Raw genomic sequence first — 12,889 nt, 5'->3', positions numbered from 1 at the left:
TGCATAAAAACAGTTCAAAGGGGAGGCGGGGTTTGAATCGACCTGTATCGGCCGGAGCACGGCTGTATGCGGCAAGCCCGGGGCCGGTGTTTGCCGGTTTTATTGCGGGTGTTGCCTTGCAGTTGCAGCAGTCCGCCTTGTGGCCGCAACCGGTATATGCCGCCATGGCACTGCTGGCCTGCACCCTGGCTGGCCTGTACCTGCGCTTTGGCAGGCTGCGCCTTCCTTCGTGGGGCAGGGTGGTTTCGGCCTTTGCCCTCGCTGCCTTGCTCGGTGTGGGCCTCACGGGCTGGCGTGCCGGCGTTTTCCTGACTGCGGCGCTCGATCCGGCGCTGGAGGGCCGCGATATCGAGGTCACGGGTCAGGTGCTGGCGATGCCGCAACCCGGAGAAGACGGCGTGCGCTTTCGCCTGGCCGTGGAATCTGCCCGCCTCAATGGTGGCAAAGTCACCTTGCCGCCGCACGTCATGCTGGGCTGGTATTCGGGCTTTGCCGGGCGCGAGCCCGCCGTGCCGGCCCAAGACGCCGACCCATTCGAGATAGCGCTGGCCCTGCAGCGTCAGCCGCAAGTCCTGCGCGCCGGCGAACGCTGGCAGATGACGGTGCGGCTCAAGGCGCCGCACGGCAACAGCAATCCTTTTGGTTTTGACTACGAACTCTGGCTGTGGGAGCAGGGCATCCAGGCCACCGGCTATGTACGTGCCGGCCCGCGCGACACACCGCCGGCGAAACTTTCCAGCAGCTGGCAACACCCCATAGAGCAGGCCCGGCAAGTCGTGCGTGAAGCGATCTTTCAGCGCATCGAAAACCGGCAACTGGCCGGTGTCATTGCCGCGCTGGTGGTCGGCGACCAGGCCGCCATCGAACGCGCCGACTGGGATGTGTTTCGTGCCACGGGCGTAGCTCACTTGATGAGTATTTCAGGCCTTCATATAACGATGTTTGCCTGGGCTGCCTCACTGCTGATCGGCGCGCTGTGGCGGCGATCAGCGCGTTTCACGCCGCGGCTGTGTCTCGCATTGCCGGCGGCCGCTGCGGGTGCCTTGGGCGGCTTGCTGCTGGCCACCCTGTATGCGCTGTTTTCCGGCTGGGGCGTGCCCGCGCAGCGAACCATCTGGATGCTGGCCACGGTAATCCTGCTTCGGCAAGGCGGCAGGCAGTGGCCCTGGCTACAGACCTGGTTGCTGGCCATGGCCGTGGTGGTGGCGCTGGACCCATGGGCGTTGATGCAGGCGGGGTTCTGGTTGTCTTTTGTTGCGGTGGGCGTCTTGTTTGCTACAGATTCAGGAGCTGCTCGCGCTCATGGGGAAAGGGCTGCAGCCCAATTCGACTCAAAAAACCTGCCTGAAAACGGGCACTGGTGGCAACGCCGACCCAGGTGGCTGGACGGCGTTGTCCGCGCCATGCGGGAGCAATGGGTCGTCACGCTGGCGCTCACGCCCCTGTCGCTGCTGCTGTTCAACCAGGTCTCGCTGGTCGGCCTGCTGGCCAATGCCGTGGCCATTCCGGTGGTGACGCTGCTCATCACGCCGCTGGCTTTGCTGGGTGTGGCGTGGGCGCCGGTGTGGTCGCTGGCGGCATGGTCGGTCGGCGGGCTGGCGATATTTTTGCAATGGCTGGCGAGCTGGCCGCTGGCCTCGGTCAGCGTGGCGGCGGCGCCGCTGTGGTGTGCTGTCGCCGGCGTGGCGGGCGGCGGCCTGCTGGCTACACGTCTGCCGTTTCATTTTCGAGCGCTGGGCCTTCCCCTGTTGCTGCCGGTGCTGTTGTGGCAACCGGCCCGCGTGGCGCAGGGGCAGTTCGAGCTACTGGCCGCGGACATCGGGCAGGGCAATTCCGTGCTGGTGCGCACGGCAAGCCACACGCTGCTGTATGACGCCGGCCCGCGCTTTTCGCGCGAAAGCGATGCCGGGCACCGGGTGCTGGTGCCGCTGCTGCGCGCGCTGGGCGAACGGCTGGACATGCTCATGATCAGCCACCGCGATATCGACCACATCGGCGGGGCCCAGGCCGTCCTGGCCATGCAGCCTGAAGCCAGCCTGGTGAGTTCGATTGAAGACGCGCATCCGCTGCAAACGCTGCGCAAAGCCAGCCGCTGCGTGGCCGGCCAGCGCTGGGAATGGGACGGTGTGGCATTTGAGGTGCTGCACCCCGTGGCCGCCGACTACGACGCTGCCAGCAAGTCAAACGCCATGAGCTGCGTGTTGCGCATATCCAGCAGCGCCCCTGGCGGCAGCCGCGCAGCCCTGCTGGTCGGCGACATCGAATCGCCGCAGGAACTCCGGCTGGCGACCAGCGTTCCGGCCAGCCTCCAGGCCGACTTTCTGCTGGTACCGCACCATGGCAGCAAAACATCGTCCAGCGCGGTGTTTCTTGATGCCGTCAGGCCGCAGTGGGCGGTGGTGCAGTCGGGTTACCGAAACCGTTTTGGCCACCCGGTGGAGTCCGTGGTGGCGCGTTATGAGGAGCGCGGCGTACGCCTGGTGAAGTCGCCGCAGTGCGGGGCTGCTACCTGGCAAAGCCTTCGCCCCGGCGAGATTTTGTGCCAGCGGGAGCAGGGCAAACGCTACTGGCATCATGAGCCCGGGCGTTAAAAATTCGGGTGGACGCACCGCCTTGGCGCATAACTTGCTAAGCTACGTTAAAACAATTGCCATGCGCATAACTTGCTGGAGATCAAGCCAATGAGCCGACCGATGTTTGACGAAATGAACGCCACGGAGTCCAGCGTCCGTGAGCATTACCAGGGTTACCAGCGGTGGCTGGCCCGGCAGCCTGCCGACGTGATGCAGGCCCGCCGAGCCGAAGCTGAAATGATTTTCCGCCGGGTCGGCATCACTTTTGCGGTTTATGGTGCCAAGGACGAAGACGGCGCCGGCACCGAACGCCTGATTCCCTTTGACCTGATTCCCCGCATCATTCCCGCCCACGAATGGGCCAGCATGGAAAAAGGCCTGGTACAGCGCGTCACCGCGCTCAACCGCTTCATCCACGACGTGTACCACGGCCAGGAAATCATCAAGGCCGGCGTGGTGCCGTCCGAGCAGATCTTCCAGAATGCGCAGTTCCGACCCGAGATGATGGGCGTTGATGTGCCTGGCAATATCTATTCGCACATCAGCGGCATCGACATCGTCCGTGCACCCGACGCGCAGGGCAACGGCGAATACTACGTGCTCGAAGACAACCTGCGCGTGCCCAGCGGCGTGAGCTACATGCTGGAAGACCGCAAGATGATGATGCGGCTGTTTCCTGAACTCTTCAGCGAAAACCGCGTTGCACCCGTTGCCCATTACCCCGATCTGTTGCTTGAAACCCTGCGCGGCATGGCGCCGCCGGCCACGGCCGAGCCCACGGTGGTTGTGCTGACGCCCGGCATGTACAACTCGGCCTACTTCGAGCACGCCTTCCTTGCGCAGCAGATGGGCGTCGAGCTGGTTGAAGGGCAGGACCTGTTCGTCAAGGACAACTTTGTCTACATGCGCACCACGCGCGGCCCCAAGCGCGTCGACGTGATCTACCGGCGCGTGGACGATGACTTCCTGGACCCGCTGGCCTTCCGCCCCAATTCCACCCTGGGCTGCGCGGGTCTCCTCAATGTGTACCGCAGCGGCAATGTCTCGCTGTGCAACGCCATCGGCACCGGCGTGGCAGACGACAAGTCCATCTACCCCTACGTGCCCAAGATGATTGAGTTCTACCTCGGCGAGAAGCCCATCCTCAAGAACGTGCCGACCTACATGTGCCGCAATAACGAGGATTTGCAGTACACCCTGGCCAACCTGAAAGACCTGGTTGTCAAGGAAGTGCACGGCGCCGGCGGCTACGGCATGCTGGTGGGGCCGGCCGCCACCAAGGCCGAGATTGAAGAGTTCCGCGCGGCCTTGCTGGCCAATCCGTCGGGCTACATTGCGCAGCCCACGCTCAGCCTTTCAACCTGCCCCACGTATGTGGAAAGCGGAATTGCGCCGCGCCATATCGACTTGCGGCCTTTTGTGCTGAGCGGTAAAGAAGTGCAGATGGTGCCGGGCGGCCTCACGCGTGTGGCGCTCAAAGACGGCTCGCTGGTGGTCAATTCGTCGCAGGGCGGCGGCACCAAGGACACCTGGATATTGCAGGACGGCTCGTCCATGCAGTACCAGTCCCAATCGCAGTCGCAATCCCGGGGAGGAAAATAATCATGTTGTCACGCACTGCAGACCACCTCTTCTGGATGTCGCGCTACACCGAGCGGGCCGAGAATACAGCGCGTATGCTGGATGTGAACTACCAGACCTCTTTGCTGCCGCAGTCCGATGCACTGGTGCAGGCCGGCTGGCAGGGCCTGCTCAGCATCAGTGAGCTCAAGCCTTCGTTTGCCGCCAAGTACGGCGACACCATCAATCCGCGCGACGTGATGGACTTCATGGTGCGTGATGAGAAAAACTCGTCCAGCATCATTTCCTGTCTGCAGAACGCCCGTGAAAACGCCCGTGCCGTGCGCGGCACGCTGACCACCGAAGTGTGGGAAACGCAGAACCAGACTTACCTCGAGGTCATCCGCATGCTGCGCAGCGGCGACTTCGAGCGCGACCCGGGCCAGTTCTTTGAATGGGTCAAGTTCCGCTCGCACCTGTCGCGCGGCGTGACACTGGGCACCATGCTGCAGGACGAAGCCTTTCACTTCCTGCGGCTCGGTACCTTTCTTGAGCGTGCCGACAATACCGCGCGGCTGGTGGATGTGAAGTTCCACGCCGTGCAGAACGACTTCCTCGGCATGGCCGGCGAGAAGGATCAGGAATACGACTTCTACCACTGGAGCGCCATCCTGCGCAGTGTTTCGGGCTTTGAGGTCTACCGCAAGGTCTACCGCGACGTCATCAAACCCGAGCGCGTGGCCGAGCTGCTGATCCTGCGCGCCGACATGCCGCGCTCCCTGCTGGCCTGCCTGAACGAAGTCATGAGCAACCTTGCCATGGTGACCAGCGATACCAGCAGCGAAACCCAGCGCCGCGCCGGCAAATTGCGGGCTGATTTGCAATACGCACGCATCGACGAAATCCTCGCAACGGGCTTGCACGCCTTCCTGACGCAGTTCCTGGACCGCGTGAACGAGCTGGGCGCACACATCAGCCGCGAGTTTTTGGTGCCGGCCACCACTTGAAAGACGGCCTAACTTCTGCCGCCGCAAAGGGTCGGTACTGTTGTATGACGGGGCCTTGATGAAGTTGCACGTCAGGCACATCACCGACTACCGGTACACGGAGCCGCTGCGCTATGCGCTGCAGACGCTGTGGCTCACGCCGCAGTCCAGCCCGGCGCAGACGGTGCATTTCTGGAGCCTGGGCGCGCCCGAAAAACTTTTTACCCAGCGCGACGCCTTTGGCAACACCATCAGCTCTTACACCTTTGTGGGCAAGGATGCCGACAACGTGCGCTGGAGCCTGGTTAACGCGGCCGGCGATGTGGAAACCTTTGGCGTGGCGGAGTTCAACGACCCGGAAACCCTGCCGCATCCGTACTTCTTCCTGCGCGCCACACACCTGGCCGAACCGCACTGGGAGCTTGCCGAATTTGGCCGCCGCTTTATCCCGCAAAGCCTTGACGGCACTGCAAGCTTGCCGGCCCTGCTGGCATTGAGCCAGGGCGTGGCAGGCGCTGTGAGCTACCTGAAAAACAGCACCAGCGTGACGACCACGGCGCTGGAAGCCTTCAAGTCCGGGGCAGGCGTCTGCCAGGACCAGGCCCACGTCATGGTCGCCATCTGCCGCAGCCTGGGCTACCCGGCGCGCTATGTCAGCGGCTACTTCTACGCCGCCAACGAGCCCGACCTCGCCAGCCACGCATGGTGTGACGTGTGCCTCGACGTGGCCACCCGACGTTGGGTCAGCATTGACGTCACCCACAGCTGCTTGATCGACCAGCGCCACGTGCGCCTGGCCATGGGGACGGACTACAACGCCTGCCCACCCATCAAGGGTGTGCGGCAGGGCGGTGGGGAAGAGTCGATGACGGTGGAGATCACCATCGAGCCGGTTGTGGGAAACTAACAGCTTTCTGATTCCTCCAACCGCTCAGGGCGGCGAGACCACTTTCCCGCCTCGCGATGAGCGTAAAACCATGACGACAGACAAAACGGTTTGCCCGGTCTGCAGTGCCGATTGCACACTGCTTGATCCCGTCGACTTCAACAAGTCATGCAACTCGGCCCCCTTGGGTGTTTCCGGCGTGCCTGTAGCCTATGCGGTCTGCCAGAGCTGTGCTTTTTGTTTCGCGCCGGAGATTTGCGCGTGGAGTCTGCAAGAATTTGAGGAAAAAATCTACAACGACCAGTACGTTGTTGTCGATCCCCATTACGTACAAGCCCGGGCAGAAGCAAACGCAGCCCTCCTGCGTGAAAGATTTGGCGATCTGGCCCCCAACCTGAGGCACCTCGACTATGGTGGCGGCAATGGCGGCCTGGCCAGGTTGATGCGGGAAGCCCATTGGCAATCCACGTCATATGACCCTTTTGTGGACAGAAACCTCAGCGTTGAGACACTGGGTAAGTTCGACCTGATCACCGCATATGAGGTGTTTGAACATGTTCCGGACGTTTGGGCATTGATGTCTGACCTCAAGAAGCTAATGTCACCGGATGGCTTGATCATGTTCTCGACGCTGTTGTCTGACGGCCATATCAAGACCGGCGAGCAGCTGACCTGGTGGTACGCCTCGCCGCGCAATGGGCATATCAGCCTTTTCTCATCACGGAGCCTGGCGCTTCTTGCGCAGAACCATGGGGTTGGCTTTGGCAGTTTCTCGGAAGGTGTCCATGCCTTCTGTAACCATATACCGCCTTGGGCCGCCCGGGCTTTCGGCCAACCTTGATGGTGCGTGGCGTGGTGCAGTAACGCTCCTTTTTTGATAGCTGGTTGCGCTCATCCCTATTGGCCTGGAATCCCATTTCATGGATAAAAATGGCCCCGAAATTGCCCGAATGCCTTCAGGCTGCTTGTGAGCGCCCGAAACAACTTCCAGGTGCTCCAAAAGCCTCTTTAAGTTTTTTTCAAGCATCAAAAGTGAACTCAGCCCAGTAGAGACAGGCGCAAGCAGCTATTGAATTGATAGCGATTCAGATGGGGCGCGCGTCCAGCAGGCTGACAGGAATTGGCCAGCGCGATCGAATCTCATGGTGGTCAAAGTCGAGTGGCTGCTGGGTGCCTTATCTGGTCGTGACAGTAGATTGCAAACGCCAGCTTATGCCGCAGATGTGGCTGCATACATTTCGTTAAGCATTGAAGACCGCCCGGCCATAAGTGCGGCGTAGACTGCTCATCCGCGCACCTCGCGTAGTCATTGAAGGAGGCTCCCATGGCTGAGTTGGTTGCCGGGGCGAAGATGCCCATTCGACGCCCCGCAGCGGAGGTTTTCAGCGCGTTTGTCCAACCTGATCTCATCACAAAGTTCTGGCTGAAAAGTACCGCCGGTCCGCTCGCTCAAGGTGCTCAAGTTGAGTGGCAATTCATGGTTCCCGGCGCCACTGAGCGTGTGCGCGTCACTGCATTCGATGCGCCGCGCCGCATTGCGTTCTCCTGGCTGGAAGGCGGGCTGGACGTCGATATGAATTTTCTCGCCGAACAGAAAGATTTCACCGTTTTCAGTGTTGAAGTCCGGGGCTTTCAGGGCGAGGGCGCCATGGAGCAGGTGGTTAACGCCACCGAAGGGTTCAGCATTGTCTTGTGCGACCTGAAGGTTTTTCTTGAAACGGGGCGCCCGGCAAATCTGGTGAAAGACAAGGCTGAGTTGATACACCGAACCCGCGACACCTGAACTCCCATCGGGAATTGCCTGGAAGCGTGTGCTTCGGCGCGAGATGCGGTACGCTTTCGCGATGACCGATATCAAGCCCGCAACCTTCCCCGATGACCTTGAGCATGTCGTAGCCATCCTTCGGGAGTACGTCGCCAGTCCAAGCGTAAGCCTTGCCTTCCAGAATTACGAAGCGGAGTTCGCTGCATTACCCGGAAAGTACGCCGCGCCCGATGGTCGCCTGCTTCTCGCGTGGAAGGGGCCAATTGTCGTCGGGTGTGCCGCGCTTCGCCGCGTTGACGCAACCACCTGCGAAATGAAGCGCGTCTACGTGCGGCCGGATGCGAGAGGCGAAAGCCTTGGCCGCCGGCTCATCGAGCGCATCGTCGATGAGGCGCGGGCTGCCGGCTACTCCCGCATCTGCCTCGATGTCCTGCCCGAGTTTTCCGCCGCACAGCACGTCTATGAAACGCTGGGCTTTCAGCCGGCGCCGCCCGTCACTTTCAATCCCGTTCCCGGCACCAAATACCTGGCCCTCGAACTTTCCCCGTCACAGATGCGATCTGAGACTTACTGGTTTCCCGCAAAGCGCTACGGTTGGGGCTGGGGCCTTCCAGCCGTGTGGCAAGGCTGGGCCGTCATGGCGGTCTTTGCCTTCCTGATTCTGGCCGGTGCCGTGTTCCTGCTTCCAGGTCACGGTCAAGCTCTATTCGTCATGTATTCGGCGCTTCTATGCGCCTTGCTCGTAGCCGTCTGCTGGCTAAAAGGCGAGCCCCCGAGCTGGCGCTGGGGTGGCAAGTGAAGTCACAGATGAATCCCACTCTTGCCGTCGCCGTACTCGCTATCGCCGCAAGCGGTGGCGCACTCGCCACCGGCTCCCTGTCGTTCGAAAGTGCCGGCTACGTTCTTGACTTCGAAGTCGGGCAACAGGAGCACCCAGTTCTGGCTGGTGTGTCATTTGCCGCACCTGGGGCGGGCTCGAGTTCGATGCTTCGGCCGCCGCATCTGGTGGTCGTGGCATTTGATACAAAGGCAAAGATTCTGCTCGTTCGCTACAAAAATCCCGGAGACAGCAAGTTGCCGCCAGATTTCGAACTCTCAGTCCGCGGCAATGACGGTATCTTAAAGTTGCCGAATCGCTCGGTCACCGGCAGGTTCAACTGGGAAATGTGAGCTGAGAATGCCACTCGCCGCATAACGCCAACGTTGAGTGCCGCAACGCGCATATGTTTCACCTTTACGATCACGAAACTTCTGGCAATGCCGGCAAGGTCCGCCTGCTGCTGGTCTTCCTGGGCATTCCGTATGATCGAACCCTCGTTCCCTTAACGGTCGATCATTTCAGCCGCCCTCGGTGGCCTGTTTGTATTGAATATTGGACCCCATCATGAACAAATTGCTTGTCTTCCAGCTCACGGTTCAAAGCTCCTATGTCGGCAACGTTGAGCATGATGCTGAAGGTGATCACTTCGACACGGTTCAGTGGTGGTTCTCGGAAAACGAGACCTGGCGCATCAAAACGTTTGCAATAGACCAGGACATCCACACGCATCGTATTGCTGGCCCAATCGCTGAAGAAGTTGCAATGGAGAACACCATGAAGCACTACGAAGACGTGGTCGAGAGAGCGTTTGCCGTCGAGTTCGACGATCTGGGTGACGAGAGCGAGGTGTCGGAAGTCATGGAAGATTTAGGGGGAGCCCCCGCGCTGGAGATTGCAAGAAACGGGAGCCAGTTTGCCTTCTGGAATCCGTCACGCCTGAAGTACACCTCCAGGAGTCAACCGGTCTGAGGCTCAACCACTCATGTCAAACACCTGCCCACAAGAACGAAATTCATGAAATTCGAATTTGGAGCGCCGAAGGCGCTGGACGATATCTCGCTGCAGGACGCCAAGAACCATCCCATTTGGTTGTGGGCCTGGGAGGCCGGAATGGAGGGCGAGGTGGAAGATGAGACGTGGCAGTGCCCGGTCTTGAACACCTCGGATGTCACGGATGCAATGACGGAGCCGGTCATTACGGTGCGCATCGAGGGGAGCGATGTGATTGGCTCGGCCAGCTACAACGCGGAGCTTGATCAACTGGAAGCAATTTCCATCTGGGAGAACGGTGCCTGGGCAGGAATCCAGGAGACCACGCTAGCGACACCGATTACATTGATTGCTGTCCCCAGCATTCGCGGCGTCACGGGTGTCAGGTTTGTCTGCAGTGAACCCGACGAAGATCGAGCTTCACGTGAGGGCTGACTACGGTGGGTAATTGGGGTTGGAGCGGCGCATGACGCAATTTGCCAGTTCGGTCGGCACGGATGTTCGGCCAGCCTGCTTTGCATGCTTGTTGGCTGCCGATTGATTTCAACGTCAGGCTAAAAATGCGTTACCCAGAATCAAACCCCCCATGGACCGGCCGTGTACGAGACCCATCCCGATCGCCCGGGGGAACTCGCCAGGCTGTGGCAGGAGGCGATGCAACAGCGTGGCTCCGGTGATGCAAACCAGGCACTGATCGAGCCTGCAAATTGCGGCAGGCTGAACTTCCCCTTTCCGCCAACACATCAAAATCAGACCTTACTTCATGACGACAACTGCCCTCCTTATCATCGACGTTCAGACGGCTCTTTGCTCCGGTGAGGGCGGGGCCTTTGAAAGCCGGCGCGTCATTGACAGCATCAACCAGGTGTCTGCCAAGGCCCGCGCCGCGGGTGCTCCCGTTATCCTGATCCAGCACGAGGCGCCGAATGATCCGCTGGAGTATGGAACTGAGGGCTGGAAACTCGCGGATGGCCTGGACACCCAGCCAACCGATATCCGCCTGCGGAAGAAGGCGACGGATTCGTTCCACAACACGGAGCTGCAGACCCTGCTGCAGGAGCGTGGCGTCAAGAAATTGATCATCTGCGGCATGCAAAGCGACTTTTGCGTAGACACAACGACCCGGCGCGCCCTGGCTCTCGGCTATCCGGTCACGCTGGTTTCGGATGGCCACTCCACCGTGGACAACGGAATCCTCACTGCGGCACAGATTTCGGCCCACCATACGGCGACCCTGGCAAATATTGAGAGCTTTGGGCCGAGGGTCACTCCGCAGCTTGCGGGCGAGATCAAGGTTATGGTCTGAGCCAGCTTTGATTTCTATGCACACACCCTGGATGCCCATCGCCTTCGCCGAAGCCGGCGTGCGCACGTTTCCCATGGGCCAGAGTAACCCCCGGGTGACCGAGTACCACGCCCACACCAACATCCGCGGTTATGACGACAAGGCGTCGTGGTGTTCTTCATTTGTCAATTGGGCTCTGGCCCAGGTCGGCATCCCTGGGACGGGGTCGGCATTGGCGCGTTCATGGCTGGACTGGGGCGAGCCGCTCAGCGCGCCTGTGCCCGGCTGCATCGCCGTGCTGTCGCGGGAAGATCCCGGCGGCTGGAAGGGCCACGTCGGCTTCGTTCTCCGGGTGGATGCGGAGTATGTGTATTTGTGGGGCGGCAACCAGCTTGACGAGGTGCGCGAGCATTTTTATCCGTTGGCGGCGGTGTTGAGCTATCGCTGGCCTTCGCAGAATACAGGCTGATGCCGGACCCGCAGGAACACGCTATGCCACAAGTTCTGCTCGAGGGGTATACGGTCGATGAGGTGCTGGACCTGCCGACCGATGAACTTCAGGCCATGGTGCTTCGCGATGAGCCGCTCGTGTTCAAGGCCGGCAGCGCCAACATGCTTGGGAAATTCAAGGTGCAGGGCGATACGCTGTTGATGGAGCTGGCGCATATTGATGGCGGAGGCGAGGGTGCTTTGCCCAGTCTGGCTGCCCTTGCAAGCCGCTTTGCAAAGCGCGAGGGCCTCGCTTTCGTGGAGTGGCGGGTCCATGCGGTTCATTGCGCCACGCCGAATCTCAAGCTGCGCCGGGTCCTCGAAAGAAAGGGTTTCGCTGTTCGTGAAATCTCAGGTGTCGGCGAGTGCTATTGGCTGCGCGTACCAGTCGCCGGAACTTAACCAGGGAGTTGCATTCGGATCCACGCCGGCAACCACCTCTGCCTCACTGTCTGACCCGCGCAGCCACTTCCCGCCCCAGCTCAATCACCGCCATCGCGTAATAGCTGCTCCAGTTGTAGCGGGTAATGGCGTAGAAGTTTTCGGTGCCCGCAACGTATTGCGGCGCGTCCTGGCCGTTGAGCAGCTCCACCAGCGCCAGCGGCCCGGTGTGTTGCAGCGCAGGGCCTTCCAGGACCGCGCCCTTGGCCGTGAAGCTCTCGATGCTGAATGTGGGCAGGATGTCCGGCGCCATCAGGGCGTCCATGTCGAGCCGGCTTTTGTCGAAGCTCACGGGGTAATGTGTGGGCATGCCCGGCTGCCAGTTGAAGGCCTTGAAGTAACTTGCGACCGAGCCGATCACGTCGGCGGGGCTGCCTGTCAGATCGATGCTGCCATCGCCGTCGAAGTCCACCGCATATTTGACCCGGCTGGAAGGCATGAACTGCGGCATACCCATGGCGCCCGCGAAGCTGCCGCGTGCGTCGAAGGGACTGGCCTCAAGCCGGTGTTGCAGGGTCAGGAATTGCTCGATTTCGCCCTTGAAGAATTCGCTGCGTTCTTTGGCGCGCGGGTGGTTCGCCGGGAAGTCGAAGGCCAGCGTGGTCAGGGCATCCATCACGCGAAAGCTGCCGGTGTCGCGGCCGTAGATGGTTTCCACGCCGATGATGCCGACGATGATTTCGGCGGGTACGCCGTATTCCTTTTCGGCACGCTCCAGTGTCTGCTGGTTTTCCTGCCAGAACCGTTTACCGGCCTCGATGCGCACCGGGTCGATGAAGCGGCTGCGGTAGACGCGCCAGTTTTTGACAAAGGTCTTGGCTGGCGGCTGCATCAGCCGCACCACGGTGGCGTTGTAACGCGACTGGCCGATCGCATCGCGCACCCAGTCGGGGTCCAGGTCGCGGCGTGCGGCCATGTCGTCGGCAAACTGCATGGCTTCGGGGCGGGTCGAATACAGCGGCCCTTGCGCCGGCGCCGATTTGGCGGCCACGCGTTTCTTGATGTTATTTCCCTCGCCAGACCAGGCTGATCCTGCGCAAGAAGCTATCAAAAAGAGAGCAAATCCGAAACGTTGAAGGCGCATGAAGGGGGTG

General features: G+C 60.9%; 13 protein-coding genes and 1 pseudogene. 13 read left to right on the top strand and 1 reads right to left on the bottom strand.

Annotation, left to right across the window (positions count from 1 at the left end):
- Positions 1-32 precede the first annotated feature (32 nt).
- The 13 genes and pseudogenes from AC1DWQ_RS19535 (at position 33) to AC1DWQ_RS19475 (ending at position 11,756) form a co-directional block, all read left to right on the top strand.
- Positions 33-2,591, top strand: a complete 2,559-nt coding sequence (locus AC1DWQ_RS19535; RefSeq protein WP_477671101.1) for a DNA internalization-related competence protein ComEC/Rec2 — start codon at positions 33-35, stop codon at positions 2,589-2,591.
- Between the two features lie 90 nt (positions 2,592-2,681).
- Complete coding sequence (locus AC1DWQ_RS19530) at positions 2,682-4,175, top strand: circularly permuted type 2 ATP-grasp protein (protein WP_477671100.1); 1,494 nt, start codon at positions 2,682-2,684, stop codon at positions 4,173-4,175.
- Between the two features lie 2 nt (positions 4,176-4,177).
- On the top strand, positions 4,178-5,140 hold the full coding sequence (locus AC1DWQ_RS19525) for an alpha-E domain-containing protein (RefSeq protein WP_457278908.1): 963 nt from the start codon (positions 4,178-4,180) through the stop codon (positions 5,138-5,140).
- Positions 5,141-5,198: 58 nt separating this feature from the next.
- Entirely contained in the window at positions 5,199-6,026 is an 828-nt protein-coding gene (locus tag AC1DWQ_RS19520) for a transglutaminase family protein (RefSeq protein ID WP_477646814.1), read from the top strand.
- Between the two features lie 70 nt (positions 6,027-6,096).
- On the top strand, positions 6,097-6,846 hold the full coding sequence (locus AC1DWQ_RS19515) for a class I SAM-dependent methyltransferase (protein ID WP_477671099.1): 750 nt from the start codon (positions 6,097-6,099) through the stop codon (positions 6,844-6,846).
- A gap of 483 nt (positions 6,847-7,329) precedes the next feature.
- The gene (locus AC1DWQ_RS19510; protein ID WP_477671098.1) at positions 7,330-7,788 is read left to right on the top strand and encodes an SRPBCC domain-containing protein; all 459 of its coding nucleotides are present in this window, start codon (positions 7,330-7,332) and stop codon (positions 7,786-7,788) included.
- Between the two features lie 61 nt (positions 7,789-7,849).
- Positions 7,850-8,311 (top strand): annotated as a pseudogene (locus AC1DWQ_RS19505) (GNAT family N-acetyltransferase); the annotation flags it as partial.
- 266 nt (positions 8,312-8,577) lie between these two features.
- Complete coding sequence (locus AC1DWQ_RS19500) at positions 8,578-8,940, top strand: hypothetical protein (RefSeq protein WP_477671097.1); 363 nt, start codon at positions 8,578-8,580, stop codon at positions 8,938-8,940.
- Positions 8,941-9,154: 214 nt separating this feature from the next.
- Entirely contained in the window at positions 9,155-9,559 is a 405-nt protein-coding gene (locus tag AC1DWQ_RS19495) for a hypothetical protein (RefSeq protein ID WP_477671096.1), read from the top strand.
- Between the two features lie 45 nt (positions 9,560-9,604).
- Positions 9,605-10,015: a hypothetical protein gene (locus tag AC1DWQ_RS19490; protein ID WP_477671095.1), complete on the top strand. Its 411-nt coding sequence runs from the start codon at positions 9,605-9,607 to the stop codon at positions 10,013-10,015.
- Between the two features lie 328 nt (positions 10,016-10,343).
- Positions 10,344-10,886 (top strand): cysteine hydrolase family protein, encoded by a 543-nt coding sequence (locus AC1DWQ_RS19485; RefSeq protein WP_477671094.1) that lies wholly within the window; start codon positions 10,344-10,346, stop codon positions 10,884-10,886.
- A gap of 16 nt (positions 10,887-10,902) precedes the next feature.
- The gene (locus AC1DWQ_RS19480) at positions 10,903-11,334 is read left to right on the top strand and encodes a TIGR02594 family protein (protein ID WP_477671093.1); all 432 of its coding nucleotides are present in this window, start codon (positions 10,903-10,905) and stop codon (positions 11,332-11,334) included.
- Positions 11,335-11,357: 23 nt separating this feature from the next.
- A complete protein-coding gene (locus AC1DWQ_RS19475) occupies positions 11,358-11,756 on the top strand; it encodes a hypothetical protein (protein ID WP_477671092.1) in 399 nt (132 codons plus the stop codon).
- A 43-nt stretch (positions 11,757-11,799) separates the two neighbouring features.
- Here AC1DWQ_RS19475 and mltB read toward each other — a convergent pair whose 3' ends face one another.
- Entirely contained in the window at positions 11,800-12,879 is a 1,080-nt protein-coding gene (gene mltB, locus AC1DWQ_RS19470; protein WP_477671091.1) for a lytic murein transglycosylase B, read from the bottom strand.
- Positions 12,880-12,889: the final 10 nt, after the last annotated feature.

The organism is Polaromonas sp. P2_G11 (assembly GCF_056403595.1).
Note: the sequence above shows the minus strand (reverse complement) of the source record. Positions and strands in the feature narration are given on the sequence as shown.

Excerpts from the sequence above, each read along its gene's own strand:
- AC1DWQ_RS19530 (WP_477671100.1), top strand. The coding sequence starts at position 2,682 with ATGAGCCGACCGATGTTTGACGAAATGAACGCCACGGAGTCCAGCGTC.
- AC1DWQ_RS19525 (WP_457278908.1), top strand. The coding sequence starts at position 4,178 with ATGTTGTCACGCACTGCAGACCACCTCTTCTGGATGTCGCGCTACACC.
- AC1DWQ_RS19520 (WP_477646814.1), top strand. The coding sequence starts at position 5,199 with ATGAAGTTGCACGTCAGGCACATCACCGACTACCGGTACACGGAGCCG.
- AC1DWQ_RS19515 (WP_477671099.1), top strand. The coding sequence starts at position 6,097 with ATGACGACAGACAAAACGGTTTGCCCGGTCTGCAGTGCCGATTGCACA.
- AC1DWQ_RS19510 (WP_477671098.1), top strand. The coding sequence starts at position 7,330 with ATGGCTGAGTTGGTTGCCGGGGCGAAGATGCCCATTCGACGCCCCGCA.
- AC1DWQ_RS19500 (WP_477671097.1), top strand. The coding sequence starts at position 8,578 with ATGAATCCCACTCTTGCCGTCGCCGTACTCGCTATCGCCGCAAGCGGT.
- AC1DWQ_RS19495 (WP_477671096.1), top strand. The coding sequence starts at position 9,155 with ATGAACAAATTGCTTGTCTTCCAGCTCACGGTTCAAAGCTCCTATGTC.
- AC1DWQ_RS19490 (WP_477671095.1), top strand. The coding sequence starts at position 9,605 with ATGAAATTCGAATTTGGAGCGCCGAAGGCGCTGGACGATATCTCGCTG.
- AC1DWQ_RS19485 (WP_477671094.1), top strand. The coding sequence starts at position 10,344 with ATGACGACAACTGCCCTCCTTATCATCGACGTTCAGACGGCTCTTTGC.
- AC1DWQ_RS19480 (WP_477671093.1), top strand. The coding sequence starts at position 10,903 with ATGCACACACCCTGGATGCCCATCGCCTTCGCCGAAGCCGGCGTGCGC.
- AC1DWQ_RS19475 (WP_477671092.1), top strand. The coding sequence starts at position 11,358 with ATGCCACAAGTTCTGCTCGAGGGGTATACGGTCGATGAGGTGCTGGAC.
- mltB (WP_477671091.1), bottom strand. The coding sequence starts at position 12,879 with ATGCGCCTTCAACGTTTCGGATTTGCTCTCTTTTTGATAGCTTCTTGC.